A 24,764-nucleotide genomic window follows, 5' to 3' on the forward strand; every position below is an offset into this window, starting at 1 on the left:
CGGAGGTTTCCGCCCAGCTTGGAGCAATGCGGGGTGACCGCGCGGAAGGGACGAACCACGAGGTCACGAGCGTTGCCGCGGGATTTCTAACCACTTCTCCGAGACCTGGTCAACCCTGACGACATAAAGGACAATTAATTAGCCGAAGGGAGTTCAGTTCGCCCGATTTTTACGCTCGCTCGCGTTTGGTCGGCGGCATGGTGTATAACCACCCGGTTCATCTATTAGCTCACCGAAAGCCGGGCTCTTCCATGTCATCCAGTGAACTCGAGGAAAACGCCGTCCGGGAGGAGAACGAACACGAGAGCACCGAGGGCTCCCCGGTCCGGCGTGGGTTGCTGATCGCCGGCGTCGCCCTGCTCGCCTGCTTCGGGCTCGTCGGCTACAGCATCCTCAACATCGACGAACAGCCGAAGCCGCGCGCCGTGCCGACGGCCGAGGTGACGTACGAGGTCACGGGCACGGGCACCGCCGAGATCTCCTACCTCGCGCGCAGCGAATCCGGCACGGCCACGGTCGAGAAGGCCGTCACGCTTCCCTGGAAGAAGTCGGTTCAGGTGCCCCTCGGCAAGGCCCCGACGATCGCCATCATCCTCGACGGGAAGGGCGGACAGGCGTCCTGCACACTCGCGATCCGCGGCAAACACGTCCAGCGCGCCACCGCCATGGGCGAATTCGGGCGCGCCACATGCACCGGCGAACTGCCCCCCGGCGACGGCGAGGTGTGACGCAGCCCCCTGCCGCAGCCTCCACCGAGGAGCCGCTCCGTCCACCGACCGGTCCGAGTCCGCGGGCTCGGACGCGACGGAAGGCCGATGGACCAATTCAGCAGTCGAGGACCAGACGGACAGCCGGTCCACGCCGTCGATGGAGACCTCGATCCGGTACACCCTCCCCTGGGCACGCTCCCGGTCGAGGGTGATGGGCTCGGCCACGTGCTGAGCCCAAGGTCGACGCCGAGCCACTGGTCGTCGCTCCGGTCGCTGCTCCGGCGGGCGTCGGTCCTGCCGTCGACGGCCCTGCCAGGTGCGTAGCCCGTGAAGCCGACCGGCAGGGGCCGACCGGCAGGGGCCGGTCGGAGGGCAACGGCGATACAGGCAAGGAGAGGCCGTCCGACGACTTCGAGAGCTCCGACCCGGCTCAGCCGATCGCGATCCGCGGGTTCGCCGACGGCTTGACCCAGCCCATGAACCGGTCCATCGTCGCCCGCGGCACAGACACACAGCCGGCCGTCGCGCCGTTGCCGTTGACGTGCAGGAAGATCCCGGCACCGCGGCCGGGTACGGCGGGCCACCGGTTGAAGTTGATGACGAGCGCCTTGGCGTACTGCGTCGGGTAGTTGATCAGGTGCTCGCTGCCGCGCTCGCCGGACTCGGTGAGCGGGAAGTCCGCGCCCTCCGCCGTGTGCATCTGGTTGTAGAACTTCGACTCCGGGTCCTGCACCCACCAGTGGCGGTCGTCGACCTTGGTGTACGGCATGGCGGTCCCGCTGGACTCGACACCGAAGCCCTCGGTGATCGTGTACGTGCCCGAAGGCGTGGTGTACGTGCTCTGCCTGCGGGTCGCGCCGTTTACGACACCGTTGGAGCCCACGCGTCCGGCGCTCGTGGAGAACTGCGCCTTCCAGCCGGAGGAGTCCTTCTGCCATGCGGTGACGGTGGCGTACGAGCCGCTGGCCTTGACCGTGATGACCTGCGTGGCATTGCCGATGTTCACAGGCACGGGAAAGTCCGGCGCCGCGGCGGGCTCGGACGTCAGCTCCCCCGACCCGCCGACCGTCCCGCCGCCGGCCGTGGCGCCTGCGGGCTTCGTCTTCGGGGCCGCGCTGCCGGACGGCTCGGCGGAGGCGGACGGGGACTTGGATGCGGACGGTGACGCGGAGGCGGAGGGGGAGGCGGAGGCGGACGGGCTCGCCGACGCGGAGCTGCCCTTGGCCTCTTGGCCGCTCAGGTCGGCGCCGGGCGCGACGGAGGCCGCGGAACCGGCGGGCTCCTTCTGGCCGCCACAGGCCGACACGAGAGCCGTCGCCCCGATGACAGCCAGCACAGACGCGTACCTACAGGAAGAGCGCAGCACGAAGTGATTCCTCGGTTCGTCGGAACAGCGCGGCACACACCGCCACGCATCAAGGCGGCCGGTTATACAGGTTCCACAGCCACCGATACCAGGCGACAGACATTACGGACACGGCCGTCGGCGCCCCCACCGACCTCGTGGTGCTCACGGCCGGCTGGGCAACCTTCGTCACCACCGTCAAGGCGTAACCCGCGGCGGACTCCACGGCGGATCCTGGCGACGACCGATCTGCCGCCGATCAGCCTGCGTGATCTACGCCACGTCGCAGCGACCCTCACGCATGCCGGTGGCGGTGACCTTCACACGACCAAGGAGACCTTGCGGCACTCCACGATCACGCTCACCTTAGACACGTACACGAGCCTCCTGCCCGAGGTGGACAGGGCCGCGACGGAAGGGCTGCACGCGTCCTGCCGCGAGCGTGGCAGGCGGCCGGCTCGGATACCGGCGCTCACGCATCGCTCCCGCACGAGGCCCGAAACGACGGGGTGCCCCAGCCCAGGAAGCCCGGGCGGGGCACCAAGTCCGCTGATCAAAACGTTTCTGCTGACCAGCTCTGCAGTGGGGCGGGTGGGACTCGAACCCACGGCCGACGGATTATGAGTCCGCTGCTCTAACCGGCTGAGCTACCGCCCCTCCACGGCGTGGCGCGTACATGTGTGCGCGCCGTCTGCCGCAGCATAGCCGCTCATACGATCTCCTGCTCCGGATGCCCCGCATGATCGGCTTCGTCTGCCCAGAGAGACCGCGCTGAGGGCTGCCCGGTTCCGGGCCGGGCAGAAAAAATGAGCGGAAACGAGAAGAGGACCCACACGGGGTCCTCTTCTTCATCGCTCCCCCGGCTGGACTCGAACCAGCAACCCTCCGGTTAACAGCCGAATGCTCTGCCAATTGAGCTACAGGGGATCGCGCTCCCCCGACTGGACTCGAACCAGTAACCTGCCGGTTAACAGCCGGCTGCTCTGCCAATTGAGCTACAGGGGATTGCTGCGTTGCACCGAACAGACGCTCCTCCGGCCTTGCCGGGGGGCGGTTGCCCGCTGCGAGACATAGATTAGCGCAAGCAGGGGGGTGCTCCGCCAATCGGTATCCCAGCCGGCCGGGCACCGACTCAACGAAGGGTGGCAGCCATGCGGTACAAGGTCACGTTCGTCGTCGGACTCGCCCTCGGGTACGTCCTGGGGACGCGGGCCGGGCGGGAGCGGTACGAGCAGCTCAAGAAGTCCGCACGGGAGCTGGCGCAGAACCCCGTGGTGCGCAACGCGGCGGAGCAGGCGGGGCAGAGCGGGCGGCAGTTCGCGGGCCGGGCCCTCACCGTGGTGGGCGACCGGGTCGGGGACGCGGTGCCGGATTCGGTGGCCCAGCGGGTGCGGTCGCTGCGCGAGCGGCGGCAGGGGTCCGAGGACGATTGGGGAACCAGCAACACCTGAGACACCTGGGCGTCTGCCGGGTGCGGCAGAATTCTCCGCATGGGGATAGTCGCCGGGCTGGACAGCTCTTCCGCCTTCACTCGCATCGTCGTCTGCGACACGGACACCGGTGCGGTGATCCGCCAGGGGTACGCACCCCATCCACAGCCCGCAGACGACTCCCAGGGCACGGGCCCGTACGAGATCGACCCGCAGGCCTGGCTGCTCTCGCTCGGCGAGGCGGCCGGCGGCGGGCTCCTCGAAGGGGTCCAGGCCATCGGCGTCTCCGCGCAGGGCCACGGGCTGCTGCCGTTGGACGCGCAGGGCGCGCTGGTCCGGCCGGCCCTGGTCGGCAACGACAAGCGCGCCCAGGTCGCCGCGGCGGACCTGGTCGAGCGGTTCGGCGGCCGGGCCGGCTGGGTGGAGGCGGTGGGGTCCGTCCCGCAGTACGCGCAGCCCGTCGCGAAGCTCGCCTGGCTGGCCCGCAACGAACCCGACGCGGCCCGCCGTGTCGCCGCGCTGATGCAGCCGCACGACTGGCTGGTCTGGCAGCTGCTGGGCCGGCCGGCCCGGCGCACCACCGACCGCGGCGGGGCCTCCGGCACCGGCTACTGGTCGGCGGCCACCGGCTCCTACCGGCCCGACCTGGTCGAGCTCGCCCTCGGGCACCGGGCGATGCTGCCGGAGGTGCTCGGCCCGGCCGATGCCGCCGGCACCACCCCGGAGGGGCTGCTGATCTCCGCCGGGACCGGCGAGACCATGGCCGCCGCGCTGGGGCTGGGCCTGGGGCCGGGCGATGCCGCGGTCTCCCTGGGAGCCTCCGGGTCGGTGATGGCCGTGCACCACGAGGCGCTGTCCGAGCCGGGCGGGCTGATCACCTCGCTGGCCGACGCGGCCGGCATGCACCTGCCGGTGGTGAACACCTCCAACGCGGTACGGGCCCTGCGCGGCACCGCCGACCTGCTGGGCACCGATCTGGAGGGGCTGAGCGAGCTCGCCCTGAAGTCCACTCCGGGCGCCCACGGCCTCGTACTCCTCCCCTACCTGGAGGGCGAGCGGACCCCGAACCTGCCGCACACCGCCGGCACCCTGTCCGGGCTGCGCCGGGACTCGATGAAGCCGGAGCACCTGGCGCAGGCCGCCTTCGAGGGCATGCTGTGCGGGCTGGTGGACGCGCTGGACGTGCTGCGCACCCGCGGGGTCGAGATCCGGCGGGTGTTCCTGCTGGGCGCGGTGGCCGAGCTGCCCGCCGTACAGGCCGCGGCCCCGGGGCTGTTCGGCACGCAGATCGTGGTGCCGCAGCCGGCGGACTACGCGGCGCTGGGCGCGGCCCGGCAGGCGGCGTGGGCGCTGGGGGTGGCGCAGGGCACGCTGGCCCCGCACACCCCGCCGGTGTGGCCCGCGGCGGCGGCGCAGGTGATCGAGGTGGACGAGGAGCTGCTGCCGGCCTGGCAGGCGGTGCGGCAGCAGTACGCGGCGACCCGCGAGTCGGTGCACCCGGGGGCGTTCGCCTAGACACGTCCCGGGCCGGCGTCCCTGAGGAGGAGGCCCGGAAGCGTAGGGACGATCCACCTTTTGGACCGCGTTTGCGAAAAACGGTGGGGACCGGGACACCTCTTGGCCGAAGATGGGGTGACCCCCGATCTTGCCGACCCGGAGCCTGCGCGTGCTCATACGACTTCTGCGGACGTACCTCGGTCCGTACCGGAAACCCATCGGCCTGCTGGTGCTGCTCCAGCTGCTCCAGACCAGCGCCAGCCTCTACCTGCCCACGCTGAACGCCGACATCATCGACAACGGTGTCGTGAACGGCGACACCGGCTACATCCTGGGCTTCGGCGCCCTGATGCTGGCGGTGTCGCTGGCGCAGCTGGTGTGCAACCTCGGCTCCGTCTACTACGGCGCGCGGACCGCGGCGGCGCTCGGCCGGGACGTCCGCGCGGCCGTGTTCGACCGCGTGCAGAGCTTCTCCGCCCGGGAGCTGGGACAGTTCGGGGCCCCCTCGCTGATCACGCGCAGCACCAATGACGTGCAGCAGGTGCAGATGCTGGTGCTGATGGCGTTCACCCTGATGGTGTCGGCGCCGATCATGTGCGTCGGCGGCATCGTGATGGCGCTCTCCCTCGACGTGAAGCTGTCGAGCGTGCTGATCGCGGTGGTTCCGGTGCTCGGCATCTCGGTCGGCGCGATCGTGATGAAGACGCGCCCGCTGTTCCGGCAGATGCAGGAGCGGCTGGACACGGTGAACCGGGTGCTGCGGGAGCAGATCACCGGCAACCGGGTGATCCGCGCGTTCGTGCGCGACGCGTACGAGAAGGACCGCTTCCGGCAGGCCAATGCGGAGCTCACCGACGTCTCGCTGGCGTCCGGCCGCTGGCTGGCGCTGATGTTCCCGACGGTGATCGTGGTGATCAACGTGTCCAGTGTGGCCGTGGTGTGGTTCGGGGCGATGCGGATCGACAGCGGGGGCATGGAGATCGGACAGCTGACGGCCTTCCTGGCCTATCTGCTGCAGATCGTCATGGCCGTGATGATCGCCACCTTCATGTTCATGATGGTGCCGCGCGCCGAGGTGTGTGCGGAGCGCATCCAGGAGGTGCTCGACACCTCCTCCAGCGTGGTCCCGCCCGCCGACCCGGTGCGTACGCTCGTCCGGCGCGGGCAGCTGGAACTGCGCGGCGCCGACTTCCGCTATCCGGGTGCCGAGGCCCCGGTGCTGCGCGGGGTCGACCTGGTGGCCCGGCCCGGCGAGACCACCGCGGTGATCGGGTCCACCGGAAGCGGCAAGTCGACGCTGCTGGGGCTGGTGCCCCGGCTGTTCGACGCGACCGGCGGCGAGGTGCTGGTCGACGGGGAGGACGTACGGCGGATCGATCCGTCGCTGCTGGCGCGGACGGTGGGCATGGTCCCGCAGAAGCCGTACCTGTTCTCCGGCACCATCGCCTCCAACCTGCGGTACGGGCGGCCGGACGCGACCGACGGGGAGCTGTGGCAGGCGCTGGAGGTGGCCCAGGCGAAGGAGTTCGTCGAGGCGCTGGAAGGCGGTCTGGACGCACCCGTCACCCAGGGCGGAACCAATGTCTCCGGCGGGCAGCGGCAGCGGCTCGCCATCGCCCGCACCCTGGTGCAGCGGCCGGAGATCTACCTGTTCGACGACTCCTTCTCGGCCCTCGACTACGCGACGGACGCGGCGCTGCGTGCCGCGCTGGCCCGGGAGACCGAGGACGCGACCGTGGTGATCGTCGCCCAGCGGGTGTCGACCATCCGTGATGCCGACCGGATCGTGGTCCTGGACGAGGGCCAGGTCGTGGGCGTCGGCCGGCACCACGAGCTGATGGCCGGCAACGAGACCTACCGGGAGATCGTGCTCTCCCAGCTGACGGAGGCGGAAGCCGCATGAGCGGGCCCGGCGGACGGATGATGACGGGGTCGTCGGGCCAGGGTGCCCTGGACTTCAAGAACTCGGGGAAGCGACTGCTGCGGCAGATCGCCAAGGACCGGGCCAAGTTGTGGGGCATGGTGCTGGCGGTGGTCGGCAGCGTCGCCATGACGGTGATAGGCCCGAAGATCCTCGGCGAGGCCACCGACCTGGTCTTCGCGGGGATCGTGGGCCGGGAGATGCCGGCCGGGCTCACCAAGGAGCAGGCGCTGGACGGGCTGCGGGCGGAGGGCCGCGGCGGCACGGCGGACATGCTGTCGGGCACCGACTTCACCCCGGGCGAGGGCATCGACTTCGGCGCGGTCGGCGCGGTGGCGGTCTGGGCGCTGGTGGTGTTCGCGCTGGCCGGCCTGCTGATGCTGGTGGCGACCCGGCTGTCGAACCACGTGATGAACGGCACCGTGTACCGGATGCGCGAGGAGCTCCAGGCGAAGCTCTCGCGGCTGCCGCTGTCGTACTTCGACCAGCAGAAGCGCGGCGAGGTGCTGAGCCGGGCGACCAACGACATCGACAACATCGGCCAGACCCTGCAGCAGACCATGGGCCAGCTGATGAACTCCCTCCTGACCATCGTCGGCGTGCTGGCGATGATGTTCTGGATCTCGCCGCTGCTGGCGCTGGTGGCGCTGGTGACCGTGCCGGTGTCCATCGCGATCGCCGCGAAGATCGGCAAGAAGTCGCAGCCGCACTTCGTCGCGCAGTGGAAGACCACCGGCACGCTGAACGCCCATGTCGAGGAGATGTACTCGGGGCACGCCCTGGTGAAGGTGTTCGGCCGGCAGCAGGAGTCCGCGGACGCCTTCGCCGAGCAGAACGAGGCCCTGTACCGGGCGAGTTTCAAGGCGCAGTTCGTCAGCGGCCTGATGCAGCCGGTGATGCTGTTCGTCTCGAACATCAACTACGTGCTGGTGGCCGTGGTCGGCGGGCTCCGGGTGGCTTCGGGAACCCTGTCGATCGGTGACGTCCAGGCCTTCATCCAGTACTCGCGGCAGTTCTCTATGCCGCTGACGCAGGTCGCGTCGATGGCGAACCTGGTGCAGTCGGGGGTTGCCTCGGCGGAGCGGGTGTACGAGCTGCTGGACGCGGCGGAGCAGGAGCCGGACGTGGAGGTTCCGGAGCGGCCGGAGGAGATCCGCGGGCAGGTGACCCTGGACAAGGTGGCCTTCCGCTACGAGCCGGACCGGCCGCTGATCGAGAACCTGTCGCTGGCCGTCGAACCGGGTCAGACGGTCGCGATCGTCGGCCCGACCGGCGCCGGGAAGACCACGCTGGTGAATCTGCTGATGCGGTTCTACGAGGTGACGGGCGGCCGGATCGCTCTGGACGGGGTGGACATCGCGAAGATGACCCGGGAGGAGCTGCGCGGGGCGATCGGCATGGTGCTTCAGGACACCTGGCTGTTCGGCGGCACCATCGCGGAGAACATCGCGTACGGGGCTTCGCGCGAGGTCACCCGGGCGGAGATCGAGGCGGCGGCGCGGGCGGCGCACGCGGACCGGTTCGTCCGCACCCTGCCGGACGGCTACGACACGGTGCTGGACGACGAGGGCGCGGGCGTCAGCGCGGGCGAGAAGCAGCTGATCACGATCGCGCGGGCGTTCCTGTCGGATCCGGTGATCCTGGTGCTGGACGAGGCGACGAGCTCGGTGGACACCCGTACCGAGGTGCTCATCCAGAAGGCGATGGCGCGGCTGTCGCACGGCCGCACCTCGTTCGTGATCGCGCACCGGCTGTCCACGATCCGCGATGCTGACGTGATCCTGGTGATGGAGAACGGCTCGATCGTGGAGCAGGGCAGCCACGAGGAGCTGCTGGCGTCCGGTGGCGCGTACGCGCGGCTGTACGCGGCGCAGTTCGCGCAGGCGGTCGCCGAGGTCGACTGAGACGGGCGGGTGGGGGCGCCCCCGGCGGGCGCCCCGGCTCAGTCCAGATAGCCCCGGAGCTGCTCGGCGAAGGCGTGGTCGCGCAGCTTGTTGAGGGTCTTGGACTCGATCTGGCGGATCCGCTCGCGGGTCACGCCGAAGATCCGCCCGATCTCCTCCAGGGTGCGCGGCCGCCCGTCGGCGAGTCCGTACCGCAGCTGGACGACCTTGCGCTCGCGTTCGCCGAGCGTCGACAGGACGGCCTCGAGGTGCTCTCTGAGCAGGAAGAACGCGGCGGATTCGACGGGGGAGGCGGCGTCGCCGTCTTCGATGAGGTCGCCGAGGGCCACGTCGTCCTCCTCGCCGACGGGCGCGTGCAGCGAGACCGGTTCCTGGGCGAGCCGGAGCACCTCGCTGACCCGTTCGGGCGTCAGTTCCAGGTGCAGGGCGACCTCTTCGGCGGTGGGCTCGTACCCGCGTTCCTGCAGCATGCGGCGCTGGACCCGGACCACCCGGTTGATGAGCTCGACGACGTGGACGGGCACCCGGATGGTGCGTGCCTGGTCCGCGAGGGCGCGGGACATGGCCTGCCGGATCCACCAGGTGGCGTAGGTCGAGAACTTGTAGCCGCGCGCGTAGTCGAACTTCTCGACGGCCCGGATGAGCCCGAGGTTCCCCTCCTGCACGAGGTCGAGCATGGTCAGGCCGCGCCCCACGTACCGCTTGGCCACCGAGACGACCAGTCTCAGGTTGGCCTCTATGAGCCGGCGCTTGGCCATCCGCCCCATGACGACGAGCTTGTCGAGGTCCACGGCGAGCTGCGAGTCGAGGTCGGGGGTGCGCCTGAGCTTCTCCTCGGCGAAGAGTCCGGCCTCGACCCGGCGGGCCAGCTCCACTTCCTCCGCCGCGGTGAGCAGCGGGATCCTGCCTATCTCGCGCAGGTACTGCCGGAACAGGTCGGCGGAGGGCCCCCCGCCCCCGCCGCCGCTCTCGGCCCGCCGCCGCGGCTCGGGCACCCGCTCGATCAGCTCCAGCGTCTCCAGCGGCTCCGGCTCGTCGTCATCCACGGCCTCGACCTCGGGCTCATCGACGGCATCTGTGTGCTCTGCGGTATCGGTCAGGGTCTGGGTCTGCACGGGGGCGACCTCCAGGGCTCCGAGGACTCAGGCACCTCGACTCAGTGTGGGGTACGGCACATCGCCGCCACGAGGGGCGTGCGAGCACTTTCTGAGTCCGGTGCGTGACCGGATGGTTACCCGCCGACTGCAACTCCGATGCGTCTCGCACACACGTCTGACTGCATCAAGCCGGTGTGCGAAACCCGTGTGACGGTCCACTGCGGGAGCACTGCGGGAGCACTGCGGCACCGCTGCTGAACCGGCCGCGCTCCGCTCCCGGGCGGGTCCCGCCTTCGCCGGGCCGGCCGGGCTCCTGGCTAGGCCAACTCCACGCGGACCGCGCAGGTCTTGAATTCCGGCATGCGGGAGATCGGGTCCAGGGCCGGGTTGGTGAGGGTGTTGGCGCGGGCGGCGCCGGGCCAGTGGAAGGGCATGAAGACGGTGTCCGGGCGGATCGTGTCCGTGATGCGGGCCGGGGCCACCGCGCGGCCGCGGCGGGAGGTGACGGCCAGGGGGCTGCCTTCGGCCGCGCCGAGGCGGGCGGCGAGGCGGGGGTGGAGTTCCACGAAGGCGCCGGGGGCGGCGGCGTTGAGTTCGTCCACGCGGCGGGTCTGGGCGCCGGACTGGTACTGGGAGACCACCCGGCCGGTGGTGAGCAGGAGCGGGTAGTCCGCGTCCGGGAGTTCGGCGGATTCCCGGTGCGAGACGGGGATGAAGCGGGCGCGGCCGTCGTCCGTGGCGAAGCGGTCGAGGAAGAGGCGGCGGGTGCCCGGTGCCGGGGTGCCGTCGGGGCAGGGCCAGAAGATGCCCTGGTGTTCCTCGATGGCGCCGTAGGAGATGCCCGAGTAGTCGGCGGGGCCGCCGGCGGAGGCCCGGCGGAGTTCCTCGAAGACCTCCTCCGGGGCCTCGGGGAAGCCCTTGTCCACGCCGAGCCGGGCGGCCAGGCCGTGCAGGACCTGCAGGTCGCTGCGGACGCCGGGGGGCGGGGTCAGGGCCTGGCGGCGGAGCAGCACCCGGCCTTCCAGGTTGGTGGTGGTGCCGGTTTCCTCCGCCCACTGGGTGACCGGGAGGACGACGTCGGCGAGGGCCGCGGTCTCGGAGAGGACGACGTCGGCGACGGCCAGGAAGTCGAGGGAGCGGATGCGGTCCTCGATGCGGGAGGCGTGCGGCGCCGAGACGACCGGGTTGGAGCCCATGAGGAGAAGTGCGCGGACGTCCCCGCCGAGTGCGTCGAGGAGTTCGTACGCGCTGCGGCCGGGGCCGGGGAGCGAGTCGGGGTCGACGCCCCAGACGGCTGCGACGTGGGCGCGGGCGGCCGGGTCGGTGAGCTTGCGGTAGCCGGGGAGCTGGTCGGCCTTCTGGCCGTGTTCGCGGCCGCCTTGGCCGTTGCCCTGGCCGGTGAGGCAGCCGTAGCCGGAGTGGGGGCGGCCGGCCCGGCCGGTGGCCAGGCAGAGGTTGATCCACGCGGAGACCGTGTCGGTGCCTTTGGACTGCTGTTCCGGGCCGCGGGCGGTGAGGACCATGCCGCTGTCGGGGGTGCAGAACATCTCGACCGCCTGCCGCAGGCGCGGGACCGGGACGCCGGTGATGCGTTCGACGTGTTCGGGCCAGTGGGCCATGGCGGCTGCCCGGACCTCCGGCCAGCCGGTGGTGCGCGTGGCGATGAACTCCTCGTCGGTGCGGCCTTCGGCGACGACCAGGTGGAGCAGGCCGAGGGCGAGGGCCAGGTCGGTGCCGGGGCGGGGGGCGAGGTGGAGGTCTGCCTGGGCGGCGGTGCGGGTACGGCGGGGATCGATGACGATCAGGGTGCCGCCGTTCTCCTTCAGCTCGGTGAGGTAGCGGAGGGCGGGCGGCATGGTTTCGGCGAGGTTGGAGCCGACCAGGATGACGCAGCCGGTGCGCGGGATGTCCTCGAGGGGGAAGGGCAGGCCGCGGTCGAGGCCGAAGGCGCGCTGGTGGGCGGCGGCGGCCGAGGACATGCAGAAGCGGCCGTTGTAGTCGATCTGCGAGGTGCCGAGGGCGACCCGAGCGAACTTGCCCAGCGCGTAGGCCTTCTCGTTGGTGAGGCCGCCGCCCCCGAACACGCCGACGGCGTCGGGCCCGTGGGTGCGGCGGGTGCGGGTGAGGCCCTCGGCGACGGCGTCGAGGGCCTCCTCCCAGGTGGCCGGTTCGAGCCGCCCGGTGGCGTGGGTGCGGACGAGCGGCTCGGTCAGGCGGACCCGGGAGGAGAGCAGGGCGGGGGCGGTGCGGCCCTTGCCGCACAGTGCTCCCCGGTTGACCGGGAAGTCCTCGCGTTCCACCACCTCGACCGGCGTCTCGCCGGTGGCGGGCCGCAGGTTCATCCCGCACTGGAGTGCGCAGTACGGGCAGTGGGTGGCGGTGGTGTGCATGCGCCCAGCGTGTGCCACGGGTGTTACGCGGGTCCGCGCGCCGCGTAAACACGGCGGGTGCTCCGCCTCAGCGCGCGGTCTCCCCGCCGGTGAGGTGGCGGACCGTGAGCCCGGCCGTCCAGCCGCCGTCGACGGCGAGCTCGGCGCCGGTCATGTAGCCGGAGGCGTCGGAGAGGAGGAAGGCGACGGCCGCGGCGATCTCCTCGGGGACGCCGACCCGGCCCATCGGGGCACCGGGGTAGTTGCCCTCACCGGCCTGGATGCCGACGGGGGCGGTCATCGGGGTCAGGGTCATGCCGGGGTGCACCGAGTTGACGCGGATCTTCGCCTCGGCGAGCTCCACCGCGCCGATCTTCGACAGGCCGCGGACACCCCACTTGGAGGCGCCGTACCCGGCGGTGAGGGCGAGGCCGGTCAGGCCGGCCGCGGAGGAGATGTTGACGATCGAGCCGCCGCCGCCCGCCCGCAGCAGCGGGATGGCGGTCTTGATACCGATGAACACGCCGACCAGGTTGATCTCGACGACCCGGCGGAAGTGCTCGATGCTCTCGTGCTCCAGGAACTGGCCGGTGGCTATGCCCGCATTGTTGACCAGGCCGTCGATCCGGCCGAACTCCGCCACCGCGTGGTCGAGGGCGGCCTGCCACTCGGTCTCGCTGGTGACGTCGTGCTTCAGGAAGCGGGCGGATTCGCCGAGCCCGGCCGCCGTGGCGGTGCCCTCCTCCTCCAGCACGTCGGTGATGAGCACCTTGCCGCCTCCGTCCACGACGGTGCGCGCGGCCGCCGCGCCGAGGCCGCGTGCCCCACCGGTGATGACGACGACCTTGCCGCTCAGATCCACCACAGCCACGGCTCCCCACCTCTGACACCCGACGGAACAAGACGATATGACTATCCGTCATATTCGGCGTCAGTCTGCCAGAGACCCCAGGGCCCGCGTCACCCCGTGCTCCTTCGGCCCGAGGAAGGTCGGTTCCGGTTTGAGCGAGGCGTCCAGGGCCGCCTTGCCCGCCGCGAGGATCTCCCGGGCCCCGCCGTAGTACCAGGTCGCGTCGTGTACGTCGGAGACGCCGACCCCGTACGAGTCGATGCCCGCGGCCCGGCACAGCGCGACCGCCCGGCGTATGTGGAAGCCCTGGCTGATCAGCACGGCCCGGCCGACGCCGAATATCTCCCGGGCCCGGACGCAGGAGTCCCACGTGTCGAAGCCGGCGAAATCGCTGACGATCTTCCCGTCGGGCACGCCCCGCCCGGTCAGATAGGTCCGCATGGCGTCCGGCTCGTCGTACTCCGCGCGGCTGTTGTCGCCGGTGACCAGCACGACCTTGACCCGGCCGGTCCGGTACAGCTCGGCGGCCGCGTCCAGCCGGCGGGCCAGGTACGGGGTGGGCCGCTCGCCCAGCAGCCCCGCCCCGAACACCACCGCCACATCGGTGGCGGGCACGTCCGCCGTGGTGTGCAGCCGGTCCTCGGCCACCGCGTGCGTCCACGCCGAGGGCAGCAGCGCCAGCGCGCACCCCAGCACCACCGCCTGGACGGCCCTGCGCCGCCCCGCCACCGTCCTGATCCAGCCCATCCCCATGACCGCCCCCCGCACCTCGGTTCCCGCCCTGTTCCCGTCCCGGCCTGTCCTGGATCCGGCCTTGCCCTTGTCCGGCCTCCGGCTCCGGCTCCGGCCCTGCACAAGATCGGACGATCGGGGCCCGGCCCCCAGTTCCACCCCCCTCCCCTTTCACTCGTACGAATGACCGAGTGAGCAACCGGAAAACACCCGTCACCCCTGCGCAACGGCCCGGCAACCTGGGCCCGCCAGGATCGGTGCATGACGGAGCCGGTGCACCCTCCCGAGTCCCCCGCCCTTTCCGCCCTCCCGAGCCACCTGTCCCTCCCCTTCGGCAGTGCGGCCGAGCTGCTGAGCCGTATCACCGCCCAACTCGGCACCCAGCTCAGCAGCCTGCGTCCGCCCGGATCCCGGCTGAACGGAGCCCTCGCATGCCCACCCTCGTCGCCGTCGCCCACGGCAGCCGTGACCCGCGCGCCCTCGACACCGTGACCGCCCTCCTGGACCGCGTCCGCGAGCTCCGCCCCCGCCTCGACGTCCGGCTCGGCCACATCGAGCTGAACGCGCCCCTGCTCGACGACACCCTGCGGGAGCTGCGGGGCGAGGCCGTGCTGGTGCCGCTGCTCCTCGCCCCCGGGCACCACGTCAAGCGCGACCTCCCCGAGGCCGCCGCCCGCGCCGCCCACCTGCGCACCGCCGTCGCCGCACCGCTCGGCCCGCACCCCCTGCTCGTCGAGGCCCTCCAGGACCGACTGCTCGACGCCGGCTGGACGCCCGGCACCGCGGTGGTCCTCGCCGCCGCCGGGTCCCGCGACCCCGACTCGGCCGCCTGCACCCGCCGGATCGCGGCCCTGCTGGCCGAACGCCTCGGCGGGGTACCCGTCGTCCCCGCGTACGCCTCGGCCGCCCGGCCCGCCGTACGCGAGGCCGTACGCACCCTCGCCGCCCGCGGCCACCGCGTCGCCGTCGCCTCCTGCTTCACCGCGCCCGGCCGGTTCGCCTCCCAGGCCGCCGGGGCCGCGCCCGGCCCGGCCGCCGAACCGCTCGGCGACCATCCCGCCCTCGCCCGGCTGCTGCTGCACCGCTACGACCGCGCGACCGCCCGCACCCGCCCGGCCGCCGGCCCGGCCGGACGGGAACTCGTCACCGCCTGATCCCGGTTTGTCGGTCCTTCCGGTTAACGTCATTGCATGGAAGGCACCGTGCACGACCCGTACGATCCGTCCGACACCGAGCGCTGGGCCACCGAGCCCGACAAACGCCCGGGGCGGACAGCCTTCCAGCGCGACCGGGCCCGGGTGCTGCACTCCGGCGCGCTCCGCCGGCTGGCCGGGAAGACCCAGGTGGTCACCCCCGGCACCCGCTCCTACGACTGGGACGCCAGCCCCCGCACCCGGCTGACGCACTCCCTCGAATGCGCCCAGGTCGGGCGGGAGCTCGGCGCGGCCCTCGGCTGCGACCCCGACCTCGTCGAGACCGCCTGCCTCTCGCACGACATGGGCCACCCGCCGTTCGGCCACAACGGCGAGGAGGTGCTCAACGACTTCGCCAAGGACTGCGGCGGGTTCGAGGGCAACGCCCAGTCGCTGCGCCTGCTCACCCGCCTGGAACCCAAGCGGTTCGTGAAGGATCCCGCGACCGGCGAGCCGATGAGCGTCGGCCTCAACCTGACCCGCGCCAGCCTCGACGCGGCCACCAAGTACCCCTGGGCGCGCGGCGGCCACCCCACCGACCCGGACTCGGTCAAGTTCGGCGCGTACGACGACGACCTGCCCGTCTTCCAGTGGCTGCGGCGCGGCGCGCCCGCCGACCGCAAGTGCTTCGAGGCGCAGGTGATGGACTGGGCGGACGATGTGGCGTACTCCGTCCACGACTTCGAGGACGGCCTGCACGCCGGGCACATCGACCCCAACCTGCTGTTCGCCGAACCGGAGCGGAGCGCCATCTGGCGGGTGGCGATCGGCCGGTACGTGCCGGCCGGAACCGACCCGGAAGAGCTGCGCGAGGCCCTCGACCGGCTGCTGGAGGAGGACTGGTGGCCGCACGGGTACGACGGCTCGGCCGTCGCCCAGGCCCGCCTGAAGGACGCCACCAGCCAGCTGATCGGCCGGTTCTGCCTGGCCGCCGAGGGCGCGACCCGGGAGGCCTACGGCACCGGCCGGCTGACCCGGTACGCCGCCGAACTGGTGGTCCCCCGGGAGACCCGCAACGAGTGCGCCGTACTGAAGGCCGTCGCCGATCTGTACGTGATGCAGCGCGAGGAGCAGGAGCGGGTCCGGGCCGGTCAGCGCATCGTCCTGGCCGAACTGGCCGAGGCGCTCAGTGCCCGCGCGCCCGAGGGTCTCGACCCCCAGTTCCGCGCGCTGTTCGACGCCGCGCCCGACGACCGGGCGAGGAAGCGCGCGGTCATCGACCAGATCGCCTCGCTCACCGACGCCTCGGCGCGCTCGCTGCACACCCGTCTCACCACCCGCTCGCGCCCCCCTTACGGGTGAGCCGATCGGGCCACGTCCCCTTCACGCGGCAGGCTCGGTGCGGGACGCTCGCATGTGGTCGCATGTGAAGCAGAGGTTATGAGGAGGCATCAGGTGGTCGACGCACACCGGACATTCGTCATCGTCGGCGGGGGTCTGGCCGGGGCCAAAGCGGCGGAAGCACTGAGGTCGGAGGGGTTCACCGGCCGGGTGATCCTGATCGGCGACGAGCGCGACCACCCCTATGAACGCCCGCCGCTGTCGAAGGGGTACCTCCAGGGCAAGGAGGAGCGCGAGAGCGTCTTCGTCCACGAACCCGGCTGGTACGCGCGTGCCGATGTCGAGCTGCACCTGGGCCAGCCGGCCGTGCAGCTGGACCGCGAGGCCAAGAAGGTGGTCCTCGGCGACGGCACGGCACTGCACTACGACAAGCTGCTGCTGGCCACCGGGGCGGAACCGCGCCGGCTGGACATTCCCGGCACCGGGCTGGCCGGGGTGCACCACCTGCGCCGGCTCGCGCACGCGGAGCGGCTGCGCGGGGTGCTGGCCACCCTCGGCCGGGACAACGGGCACCTGCTGATCGCGGGGGCCGGCTGGATCGGCCTGGAGGTCGCGGCCGCGGCCCGCGGCTACGGCGCCGAGGTGACCGTGATCGAGCCGGAGGCCACCCCGCTGTACGCGGTGCTCGGCCCGGAGCTCGGCCGGATCTTCGCCGATCTGCACACCGAGCACGGGGTCCGCTTCCATTTCGGGGCCCGGCTGACGGAGATCACCGGGCAGGACGGCATGGTGCTGGCCGCCCGCACCGACGACGGCGAGGAGCACCCGGCGCACGCGGTGCTCGCCGCGATCGGCGCGGCCCCGCGCACCGCGCTCGCCGAGACCTCCGGGCTCGCCCTGGTCGACCGGGCGCACGGCGGCGGCATCGCGGTGGACGCCTCGCTGCGCACCTCCGACCCGGACATCTACGCGGTGGGCGATGTGGCGGCCGCCCACCATCCGCTGCTCGGCACCCGGCTGCGGGTCGAGCACTGGGCGAACGCGCTCAACGGGGGCCCGGCCGCGGCCCGGGCCATGCTGGGCCAGGAGGTCAGCTACGACCGGGTGCCGTACTTCTTCTCGGACCAGTACGACCTCGGCATGGAGTACTCGGGGTACGCCCCGCCGGGCGCGTACGACCAGGTGGTGATCCGCGGTGACGCGGGGAAGCGGGAGTTCATCGCCTTCTGGCTGTCCGAGGGCCGGGTGCTGGCGGGCATGAACGTGAACGTGTGGGACGTCAACGAGACCGTCCAGGCGCTGATCCGGTCGGCGGCGCCGGTGGACCGGGAGGCGCTGGCCGATCCGTCGGTTCCGCTGGCCTCGCTGGTGCCCGCCGCGGGGGCGGAGGGCGCCTGACGGGTTTGTCGTGGCCCGGCCGTAGAATTCACGCGTGGCAGGCAGGATCAATGACGACGATGTGAAGGCGGTCCGGGACGCGGTCCCGATCGACGCCGTCGTTTCCGAGTACCTCCAGCTGCGCAATGCCGGCGGCGGCAACCTCAAGGGCCTCTGCCCGTTCCATGACGAGAAGTCCCCGTCCTTCCAGGTCAGCCCCAGCAAGGGGCTCTACCACTGCTTCGGCTGCCAGGCGGGCGGGGACACCCTCGACTTCATCATGAAGATCGACCACCTGTCCTTCTCGGAGGCGGTGGAGCGGCTGGCCGGGCAGGCCGGCATCACCCTCCGGTACGAGGAGGGCGGGTACACCGCCGGGACCAGCGGCCGCGGCGAGCGGATCCGGCTGGTCGAGGCGCACAAGGCGGCCGCCGAGTTCTACATCGGCCAGCTGGAGTCCCCCGAGGCGGAGATCGGCCGCAAGTTCCTGGCCGAGCGCGGCTTCGACCAGGCCGCGGCCGCCCACTTCGGGGTGGGGTACAGCCCGGCGGGCTGGGACCACCTGACCCGGTTCCTGCGCGGGCGGGGCTTCAGCGACAAGGAGCTGATCCTGTCCGGGCTGGCCCAGGACAGCCGCAGCGGGAAGCCGATCGACCGGTTCCGCGGCCGGCTGATGTGGCCGATCCGCGACATCACCGGCGAGGTGGTGGGCTTCGGCGCGCGCAAGCTGCGGGACGACGACAACGGGCCGAAGTACCTGAACACGCCCGAGACGGCGATCTACAAGAAGTCCCAGGTGCTGTACGGCATCGACCTGGCGAAGAAGGAGATCGCGAAGACCTCGCGGGCGGTGGTCGTCGAGGGCTACACGGATGTGATGGCCTGCCATCTGGCGGGGGTGACGACGGCGATCGCGACCTGTGGCACGGCCTTCGGCGGTGACCACATCAAGATCCTTCGGCGGCTGTTGATGGACAACGCCACCGCCGAGGTGATCTTCACCTTCGACGGTGACGCGGCGGGCCAGAAGGCCGCGCTGCGGGCCTTCGAGGACGACCAGAAGTTCGCGGCGGAGACCTCCATCGCGATCACCCCGGGCGGCATGGACCCCTGCGAGCTGCGGCTGGCGGAGGGGGACGCGGCGGTGGCCGCGCTGGTGGACTCGCGGACGCCGCTGTTCGAGTTCGCGCTGCGGCACATCGTGGCCCGGCACAACCTGGAGCACCCGGCCGGCCGGGCGGCCGCGCTGGACGAGGCGGCTCCGGTGGTCGCCAACATCAAGAACATCGCGATCCAGCACGAGTCGGCGGTGCAGCTGGCGGGCATGCTGGGCGTGCGCGACGAGCAGTTCGTGGTCAAGCGGGTGGCGCAGCTGGCCCGTTGGGCGCGGGAGCGCGGCGGACAGCCGCCGCGGCAGCAGCAGCAGCGCGGGCAGGCGTACGAGGCTGCGCCGGCCGCCGACCGGGCCGCCGCGCCGGGCCCGGCGCTGAACCTGCGCAGCCCGGCGCACCGCACCGAGCGGGAGCTGCTGAAGCTGGCGCTGCAGCGGCCGGAGCTGGTCTCCCCGGCCTTCGACGCGTACGGGGTGGACGAGTTCACGGCCCCGCCGTACGCGGCGGTCCGGCAGGCCGTCCAGGACGCGGGCGGCGCGGCGCAGGCCGGCGAGGGCTATCTGGCGCGGGTCCGCGAGGCGGCGCCGAACGACACGGTCCGGGCGATGGTCACCGAGCTGGCGGTGGAGGCGGTCCTCACCAAGTCGGTGGACGAGGTGTACGCCGGCGAGCAGCTGGTCGCGGTGCGGCTCCGGGCCGTCGAGCGGCGGGTCAACGAGCTCAACAGCTCGATCGCCCGGCTGAACCCGCAGACCCAGGCGGAGCAGCACCAGGCGGTGAACCAGGAGCTGTGGGTGCTCCGCCAGTACGGTCTGCGCCTGCGCGCCCAGGGCGCGGCGGGGCTGTAGTCCCCGCCGGGCCGGAGGGGGTGCCGGTTCAGGTGCGGTGGAGCCAGTCGCCGCCCGGTATCGCGGTGCCGGTCTCCGCGAGGCGGCGGGCCACCGGCGGGGCCGCCAGGTAGACCCAGGCGCGGACCGGGGTGCCGTCGTGGCGGTGGGCGTCCCGGGGCACCCGGTCGTAGACGTTCCGGGGGCGGCCGGGACCGTGGTACTCCTCCAGCCGGTCCAGGTCGGCGAGCAGCTCCTCGTACGCGCCGGGTGCCGCGGTGATCAGCCAGCCGGTGACGGAGGTACCGGGGTGGTGCACGGCGTACGGGTAGCCCGGGCCCTCGTAGAGCAGGGCGTCCGGGAGCCGGGCGGGTTCCTCCGCGGCGGTGCGGCCGCGCAGGAAGAGGTCGTGGTTGTACTCGCCCGGGCGCAGGGTGCCGTACACGAAGAAGGGCAGCTCGGTCACGGTGCGACCTCCGCCGCGACCCAGGCGAGGTAGTCCGCGCTGCCGTGCGTCACCGGGGTGGCGATGATCTCCGGGGTGTCGTACGGGTGGCCGGCCCGCAGCCGGGCTTCCAGGGCGGGGTAGGCCCCGGCGGTGGTCTTGAGGAGAACCTGCCACTCCTGGGCGGTCTCGATCTCGCCCTTCCACCGGTACACGGAGGTCACCGGGCCGGAAACCTGGGCGCAGGCCGCCGACCGTGATTCCACGGCGTCGCGGGCGAGGGCGGCTGCGGCGTCCGCGGAGTCCACGGTGGTCAGCACGGTGATGACCGTGGATTGCGGCGACGGGTCCGGTACTGGCCGATCGACCGGTGTCACAGGGTCCTCCCTCGGATGGAACGGTAAGGAGATTCTCGCCCCCGGCCACTCGGGCTCCACCCCGGACGCCGGCGGGGCCGGGTGGTCCACGCAACGGCACAGCCGGGTCACCCGGACGGCGTGGGGGGCCCGGCCGTCGGGCAGGAGCGGGCTGACCTGGGGGAACGGGTGGTGGAGGGCGGTGCCCGGGGGCGGATGTGACGGCGCATCAGCAGGCGCCACCGCCGCCGCCGGGATTAGCTCGTGGCACGACCCCGCGTCACGAGGAGCGAGGAACCCCCATGCGCCGACGCACCGCCCATCTGCTCACCGCCTCCACCCTGACCGCCGCCGCGTTCACCGGGCCGGTCGCAGGTGCGCTCGCGCTGGCCGGACCGCTGGGCGGGCCGCTGGACGGACCCCTGGGCGGGCCGCTGGCCGCCGGGGACTTCGCTCCGCTGGAGGTCTGGCCGAAGTCCGCCGCGCCCGGCACCACAGTCACCGTGAACACCACCGCCTGCGGCTCCGGAAGCCACGCCGACGGCGATGCCACCACGGTCGGCGGGGGCCGGTTCCGGCTGGTGCCGAGCACGCACAAGGAGGTGGTCGTGGGGCAGTTCCAGGTCGCCCACGACATCCGCCCCGGCACCTACTCCATCGGCGCGACCTGCGCCAACGGCAAGTTCGCCACCGGCGATCTGGCCGTCACCGAGCGGACCGGCCCGCAGGGCCACGTCCGCACCGGTGTCGGCGGCGGTACGACCACCACCGCCGACCCCACCAAGATCACGGCGGGAGCGGCTGTGCTGGCCGCGGCCGCCGTCGGCGGTACCTGGCTCCTGCGTCGCCGGGCGAGCGGCACGCAGGGCTGACGGGCGCCCACCGCGGCCCCGGCCGCGGTCCGACCGGTACCGCCCCCCGTCGCCCGCCCCGCGAGGTCCCCCCCGTTCGCGGGGTGGGCGACGGCCAGTCACCGTCACACCGAGGGGCCATCCATGGGAGGCGACACCCGAAGCGGAGGCGACACCCGAACGGCCGGCCGTGCCGGACTCCTCGCCCTCGCCGCCTGCATCGGCATCTGGCTGGTCACCAGCGGCTCCGCCGAGCAGGTCCGGCCGCCGCAGCCCTCCCCCGCCGAGGCCCTGGGCACCCCGACCGGCCCGGCCGCCGCCCACCCCGGGGCGCTCGCGCCGCTGCCCGGCTCCCCGCCCACCCGGATCCGGATCCCGTCCATCCGCGTGGATGCGCCGCTGACCGGCCTCGGCCTGGGGCGCGACGGCAGTCTCCGGCCCCCGCCTCCGGCCCGCCGCGAGCTGGCCGGCTGGTACCGCGACGGGACGCCTCCCGGCGCGGCCGGCACCGCCGTCATCGCGGGCCATGTGGACCACGCGAGCGGGCCGGCGGTCTTCTACCGCCTGGGCGCGCTGCGCCGCGGGGCGGCGATCGAGGTGCAGCGCGCGGACGGCCGTACCGCCGTGTTCACCGTGCACGCGGTCGAGGTGTACGACGCCGAGGCGTTCCCCGACGACCGGGTGTACGGGCCGGCACCGCGGGCCGAGCTCCGGGTGATCACCTGTGGCGGCGGCTTCTCCCCCCGCACCGGCTACCGGGGCAATGTGGTGGTCTTCGCGCACCTGACCGGCACGTATGCGAAGAAACCCGTCAAGCCCACTGCTCCAGGCCGAGCTTGACCACCAGCGCGCAGACCACGGTGAGCAGCACCATGCGCACGAACCCGCTGCCCTTCTTGATGGCCAGCCGGGCGCCGGCCATGCCGCCGAGCAGGTTGAAGGCCGCCATCAGTGCGGCGAGCCGCCACATCACCGCACCCTGGGAGGCGAACACGAGGAGGGCGCCGCCGTTGGTCCCCACGTTCACGATCTTGGCGGTGGCGGAGGCGGTCAGCAGGTCCAGGCGGAGGAGTCCGGTGAGGGCGAGCACCAGGAAGGTGCCGGTGCCGGGCCCGATCAGGCCGTCGTAGAAGCCGATGCCGACCCCCGCGAGGAGGATCGCGGCGAGGATCCGCTGCCGGGTGACGGGCCCGTCGACGGGGGCCGCCCCGAACGAGGGCCGGAAGATCACGAAGGCGGCCACCAGCAGCAGCACCACCATGATCACCGGGGTCATGGTCTCCTTCTGGAAAGCCCCCGCCAGCAGGGCGCCGCCGGCCGCGCCCGCCATCGCGGCCAGGCCGATCCGGGAGGCCACCTTCACGTCCACCGGGGCCTTGCGCGCGAAGGTCACGGCCGCGCCGGTGGTGCCGACGATCGCCACCGCCTTGTTGGTCCCGAGCGCGTGGGTGAGCGGGACCTGGGAGGGGAGGCCCAGCAGCAGGGCGGGTAGCAGCAACAGGCCGCCGCCGCCCACCACCGCGTCGATCCAGCCCGCCGCCGCGGCGGCCAGGCACAGCACGATGATCATCGTCAGGGATATGTCAGGCACGGGGACGACCCTAAGGAGGCGATGGGTGCAGAGCCCATCAATCTCCGGTTTCTTGCGCAAGGCTTGAGCTTTCTCCGGCCGGCACCCGGTCCGGCGCCACCGGGGCGGACGGGTCCAGCGCCGCGGTCAGCACGGTCGCGGCGAGCACACTGGCCAGCCCGAGCCCGGCCGCCAGCCGCCGCGCGGGCGGCAGTACGGCGGCCCGTACGACGGTCCGTACGGCCGGCAGGACGGTGGAGGGCCTGCGGTGCCGGGCCCGCCCGACGACGGCACCGGCGCCCGCCGCGGCCGCGCCGCCGTACACCGGCACGGCCAGGGCCACGTGCAGGGGATGGCGCGGATCGGTCAGCGGGGCGGTCATCGGGTTCGTCATGGGGTCGGTCATGGGATCGGTCATGGGTTCGGTCATGGAAAGAGCGGCTGCCTCTCGCGGGGTCAGAAGCTGAAGCACTCGGAATGGATGCGCCCGGCCGGCACCCCGGCCCGCAGCAGGGCGGTCTGCGTCGCCCCGGCCATCCCCGGCGGCCCGCACAGGTAGACGTCGTGCTCGGTCAGGTCCGGGACCAGCGCGCGCAGCGCCTGCGGGGCCAGCGGGTCGTACGCCCCGCCGGAAGGGCCGAGCAGGTAGTGCAGCCCGGCCTGCCGGCCGGCCGCGATGGCCTCCAGCTCGGCCCGCAGTACGAGGTGCTCCTCGGCTCCGGCCCGGTAGAGCAGGGTGAGGTCGCCGGGGCCGCCGGGCAGGGTCTCGAACAGGGCGCGCATCGGGGTGATGCCGACCCCGCCGGCGATGAGCAGCACCTTGGCGCGGGTGCGGCGGGCGGCGGTGAGGGCGCCGAACGGGCCGGTGGCGATCACCCGGGTGCCGGGCCGCAGCCTCCGGATGCGGCGGCTGTGCCCGCCGAGGGCCTTCACGGTGATGCGGAGGGTGTCGCCGCGGACCGGTGCGGAGAGGGAGAACGGCAGGGCGGTGTGCCAGAGCCGCCGATGCAGGAACCGCCAGCGCAGGAACTGGCCCGGTTCGGCCCGGAGTTCGGCGAGGTGTTCCCCGTATACGAGCACGGACACCACCCCGGGCCCCTCGTCGCGGACCTCGGCGACCCGCAGCGTGTGCCGCAGGGCCTGCCGTACGGGAACCACCGCGCGGTACCAGACGAGCAGGACCGCGACCACGGTGTGGGCGAGGGCCCAGAACCAGCCGAACGCGTCGAGGTCGGGCCCGGCGAGCTGGTGGACGAAGCCGAGGGCGGCGGCGAGGTGCACGGTCAGGTGGACGCCACGCCAGGTTTCGTGGGAGACGCGGCGGCGCACCGCGCGGGCGGAGCTGATGCCGACGGCGGCCAGCAGCGCGGTACCGGCCGTGGCGGCGGCGAGCGCGGGATAGCCGAGCAGTTCGCGTCCGGCGGTGAGGAGGTCGACGCGCTCGTGCACGGCGAAGCCGAGGAGGGCGAAGAGGCCGTGTCCGAAGCAGAGCAGCAGGACGTACTTCCCGCCGGCGGCGTGCCAGCGGGCCAGCCGGTCGGCGCCGACGCCGTGCTCGACGGCGGGCACCCGGGCCATCAGGAAGAGCAGGACGAGCACCCCGTAGCCGGCGAACAGGCCGGTGAGGTGGGCGGCGGTCGCGAACAGCGCGTCGAGCCGTGCGGAGGGCCGCACCTGGGCCGCCCACAGCAGGGCGACGGCCCCCGCCCCGCCCAGGATTCCGGCCCTGACCCGTCCCACCGCATCGCGCATACGGGGCACGCTAGGCGGCGCCGGCACCTACCAGAAGATCCTTAAGCCGGGCTTGAGGAACGCCTCACCGGCCCTTAACCCGGGCTGGGAGACCAGCGTTCCGTCCGGGTAACAGGAGCGATGCGGCCAGGAAACAGCGGCCGCG

At 72.5% G+C, this 24,764-nt stretch carries 21 protein-coding genes, 3 tRNA genes and 2 pseudogenes; 13 read left to right on the forward strand and 13 right to left on the reverse strand.

What is annotated here, in order from left to right; genetic code table 11:
• Nucleotides 1–251: 251 nt before the first annotated feature.
• Nucleotides 252–728, forward strand: a complete 477-nt coding sequence (locus AB0447_RS20875; RefSeq protein ID WP_366478176.1) for a hypothetical protein — start codon at nt 252–254, stop codon at nt 726–728.
• A gap of 412 nt (nt 729–1,140) precedes the next feature.
• Here the strand turns inward: AB0447_RS20875 and AB0447_RS20880 are convergent, their stop codons facing one another.
• On the reverse strand, nt 1,141–1,722 hold the full coding sequence (locus AB0447_RS20880; RefSeq protein WP_366478177.1) for a L,D-transpeptidase family protein: 582 nt from the start codon (nt 1,720–1,722) through the stop codon (nt 1,141–1,143).
• On the opposite strand from AB0447_RS20880, the gene AB0447_RS20885 reads away from it, so the two are divergent.
• Both AB0447_RS20885 and AB0447_RS20890 read left to right on the forward strand, forming a co-directional pair.
• Nucleotides 1,709–2,083 carry a hypothetical protein gene (locus tag AB0447_RS20885; protein ID WP_366478178.1) on the forward strand — a complete coding sequence of 125 codons (375 nt, stop codon included), beginning with the start codon at nt 1,709–1,711 and terminating at the stop codon, nt 2,081–2,083. The genes AB0447_RS20880 and AB0447_RS20885 overlap by 14 nt on opposite strands.
• A gap of 197 nt (nt 2,084–2,280) precedes the next feature.
• A pseudogene (locus AB0447_RS20890) lies at nt 2,281–2,466 on the forward strand (site-specific integrase); the annotation flags it as partial.
• A 172-nt stretch (nt 2,467–2,638) separates the two neighbouring features.
• Here AB0447_RS20890 and AB0447_RS20895 read toward each other — a convergent pair.
• From AB0447_RS20895 to AB0447_RS20905, 3 genes are all read right to left on the reverse strand, one after another.
• A tRNA-Ile gene (locus AB0447_RS20895) sits at nt 2,639–2,712 on the reverse strand.
• Nucleotides 2,713–2,909: 197 nt separating this feature from the next.
• Nucleotides 2,910–2,982: transfer RNA gene (locus AB0447_RS20900), tRNA-Asn, on the reverse strand.
• Nucleotides 2,983–2,987: 5 nt separating this feature from the next.
• Nucleotides 2,988–3,060, reverse strand: a tRNA-Asn gene (locus tag AB0447_RS20905).
• Nucleotides 3,061–3,206: 146 nt separating this feature from the next.
• On the opposite strand from AB0447_RS20905, the gene AB0447_RS20910 reads away from it, so the two are divergent.
• The 4 genes from AB0447_RS20910 (at nt 3,207) to AB0447_RS20925 (ending at nt 8,807) form a co-directional block, all read left to right on the forward strand.
• Nucleotides 3,207–3,506 carry a YtxH domain-containing protein gene (locus AB0447_RS20910; protein ID WP_366478179.1) on the forward strand — a complete coding sequence of 100 codons (300 nt, stop codon included), beginning with the start codon at nt 3,207–3,209 and terminating at the stop codon, nt 3,504–3,506.
• 39 nt (nt 3,507–3,545) lie between these two features.
• The gene (locus AB0447_RS20915) at nt 3,546–5,000 is read left to right on the forward strand and encodes an FGGY family carbohydrate kinase (protein WP_366478180.1); all 1,455 of its coding nucleotides are present in this window, start codon (nt 3,546–3,548) and stop codon (nt 4,998–5,000) included.
• A 151-nt stretch (nt 5,001–5,151) separates the two neighbouring features.
• Nucleotides 5,152–6,885 carry an ABC transporter ATP-binding protein gene (locus AB0447_RS20920; protein WP_366478181.1) on the forward strand — a complete coding sequence of 578 codons (1,734 nt, stop codon included), beginning with the start codon at nt 5,152–5,154 and terminating at the stop codon, nt 6,883–6,885.
• A complete protein-coding gene (locus AB0447_RS20925) occupies nt 6,882–8,807 on the forward strand; it encodes an ABC transporter ATP-binding protein (RefSeq protein ID WP_366478182.1) in 1,926 nt (641 codons plus the stop codon). Before AB0447_RS20920 ends, AB0447_RS20925 begins: the two co-directional genes overlap by 4 nt.
• A gap of 38 nt (nt 8,808–8,845) precedes the next feature.
• Here the strand turns inward: AB0447_RS20925 and AB0447_RS20930 are convergent, their stop codons facing one another.
• From AB0447_RS20930 to AB0447_RS20945, 4 genes are all read right to left on the reverse strand, one after another.
• Nucleotides 8,846–9,922: an RNA polymerase sigma factor gene (locus tag AB0447_RS20930; protein WP_366478183.1), complete on the reverse strand. Its 1,077-nt coding sequence runs from the start codon at nt 9,920–9,922 to the stop codon at nt 8,846–8,848.
• A 299-nt stretch (nt 9,923–10,221) separates the two neighbouring features.
• Nucleotides 10,222–12,294: a molybdopterin oxidoreductase family protein gene (locus AB0447_RS20935; RefSeq protein ID WP_366478184.1), complete on the reverse strand. Its 2,073-nt coding sequence runs from the start codon at nt 12,292–12,294 to the stop codon at nt 10,222–10,224.
• A gap of 67 nt (nt 12,295–12,361) precedes the next feature.
• The gene (locus AB0447_RS20940; RefSeq protein ID WP_366478211.1) at nt 12,362–13,138 is read right to left on the reverse strand and encodes a glucose 1-dehydrogenase; all 777 of its coding nucleotides are present in this window, start codon (nt 13,136–13,138) and stop codon (nt 12,362–12,364) included.
• 66 nt (nt 13,139–13,204) lie between these two features.
• A complete protein-coding gene (locus AB0447_RS20945) occupies nt 13,205–13,876 on the reverse strand; it encodes an ElyC/SanA/YdcF family protein (RefSeq protein ID WP_366478185.1) in 672 nt (223 codons plus the stop codon).
• Between the two features lie 240 nt (nt 13,877–14,116).
• Between AB0447_RS20945 and AB0447_RS20950 the strand changes: the two are divergent.
• From AB0447_RS20950 to dnaG, 4 genes and pseudogenes are all read left to right on the forward strand, one after another.
• Nucleotides 14,117–15,009: pseudogene (locus AB0447_RS20950) on the forward strand (sirohydrochlorin chelatase).
• Between the two features lie 36 nt (nt 15,010–15,045).
• A complete protein-coding gene (locus tag AB0447_RS20955; RefSeq protein WP_366478186.1) occupies nt 15,046–16,350 on the forward strand; it encodes a deoxyguanosinetriphosphate triphosphohydrolase in 1,305 nt (434 codons plus the stop codon).
• 93 nt (nt 16,351–16,443) lie between these two features.
• Nucleotides 16,444–17,727: an FAD-dependent oxidoreductase gene (locus AB0447_RS20960; RefSeq protein ID WP_366478187.1), complete on the forward strand. Its 1,284-nt coding sequence runs from the start codon at nt 16,444–16,446 to the stop codon at nt 17,725–17,727.
• Nucleotides 17,728–17,761: 34 nt separating this feature from the next.
• Nucleotides 17,762–19,666, forward strand: coding sequence for a DNA primase (dnaG, locus tag AB0447_RS20965; protein ID WP_366478188.1), 1,905 nt, complete (start codon nt 17,762–17,764; stop codon nt 19,664–19,666).
• Between the two features lie 28 nt (nt 19,667–19,694).
• Here the strand turns inward: dnaG and AB0447_RS20970 are convergent, their stop codons facing one another.
• Both AB0447_RS20970 and cutA read right to left on the reverse strand, forming a co-directional pair.
• Entirely contained in the window at nt 19,695–20,111 is a 417-nt protein-coding gene (locus tag AB0447_RS20970; protein WP_366478189.1) for a gamma-glutamylcyclotransferase family protein, read from the reverse strand.
• A complete protein-coding gene (cutA, locus tag AB0447_RS20975; protein WP_366478212.1) occupies nt 20,108–20,416 on the reverse strand; it encodes a divalent-cation tolerance protein CutA in 309 nt (102 codons plus the stop codon). Before cutA ends, AB0447_RS20970 begins: the two co-directional genes overlap by 4 nt.
• A 332-nt stretch (nt 20,417–20,748) precedes the next feature.
• Here cutA and AB0447_RS20980 point away from each other — a divergent pair, with 332 nt between their 5' ends.
• Both AB0447_RS20980 and AB0447_RS20985 read left to right on the forward strand, forming a co-directional pair.
• The gene (locus AB0447_RS20980; RefSeq protein ID WP_366478190.1) at nt 20,749–21,318 is read left to right on the forward strand and encodes a hypothetical protein; all 570 of its coding nucleotides are present in this window, start codon (nt 20,749–20,751) and stop codon (nt 21,316–21,318) included.
• Between the two features lie 123 nt (nt 21,319–21,441).
• On the forward strand, nt 21,442–22,137 hold the full coding sequence (locus AB0447_RS20985) for a class F sortase (RefSeq protein ID WP_366478191.1): 696 nt from the start codon (nt 21,442–21,444) through the stop codon (nt 22,135–22,137).
• On the opposite strand, the gene AB0447_RS20990 is transcribed toward AB0447_RS20985, so the two are convergent.
• From AB0447_RS20990 to AB0447_RS21000, 3 genes are read right to left on the reverse strand one after another with little or no spacing between them, the layout of a single operon-like run.
• Nucleotides 22,109–22,888 (reverse strand): TSUP family transporter, encoded by a 780-nt coding sequence (locus AB0447_RS20990; protein WP_366478192.1) that lies wholly within the window; start codon nt 22,886–22,888, stop codon nt 22,109–22,111. The two genes, AB0447_RS20985 and AB0447_RS20990, sit on opposite strands and share 29 nt — an antisense overlap.
• A 37-nt stretch (nt 22,889–22,925) precedes the next feature.
• The gene (locus tag AB0447_RS20995; protein ID WP_366478193.1) at nt 22,926–23,285 is read right to left on the reverse strand and encodes a hypothetical protein; all 360 of its coding nucleotides are present in this window, start codon (nt 23,283–23,285) and stop codon (nt 22,926–22,928) included.
• Nucleotides 23,286–23,323: 38 nt separating this feature from the next.
• The gene (locus AB0447_RS21000; RefSeq protein ID WP_366478194.1) at nt 23,324–24,619 is read right to left on the reverse strand and encodes a ferredoxin reductase family protein; all 1,296 of its coding nucleotides are present in this window, start codon (nt 24,617–24,619) and stop codon (nt 23,324–23,326) included.
• Nucleotides 24,620–24,764: the final 145 nt, after the last annotated feature.

Source organism: Streptomyces sp. NPDC051211 (assembly GCF_040689505.1).
Taxonomy (GTDB): domain Bacteria; phylum Actinomycetota; class Actinomycetes; order Streptomycetales; family Streptomycetaceae; genus Streptomyces.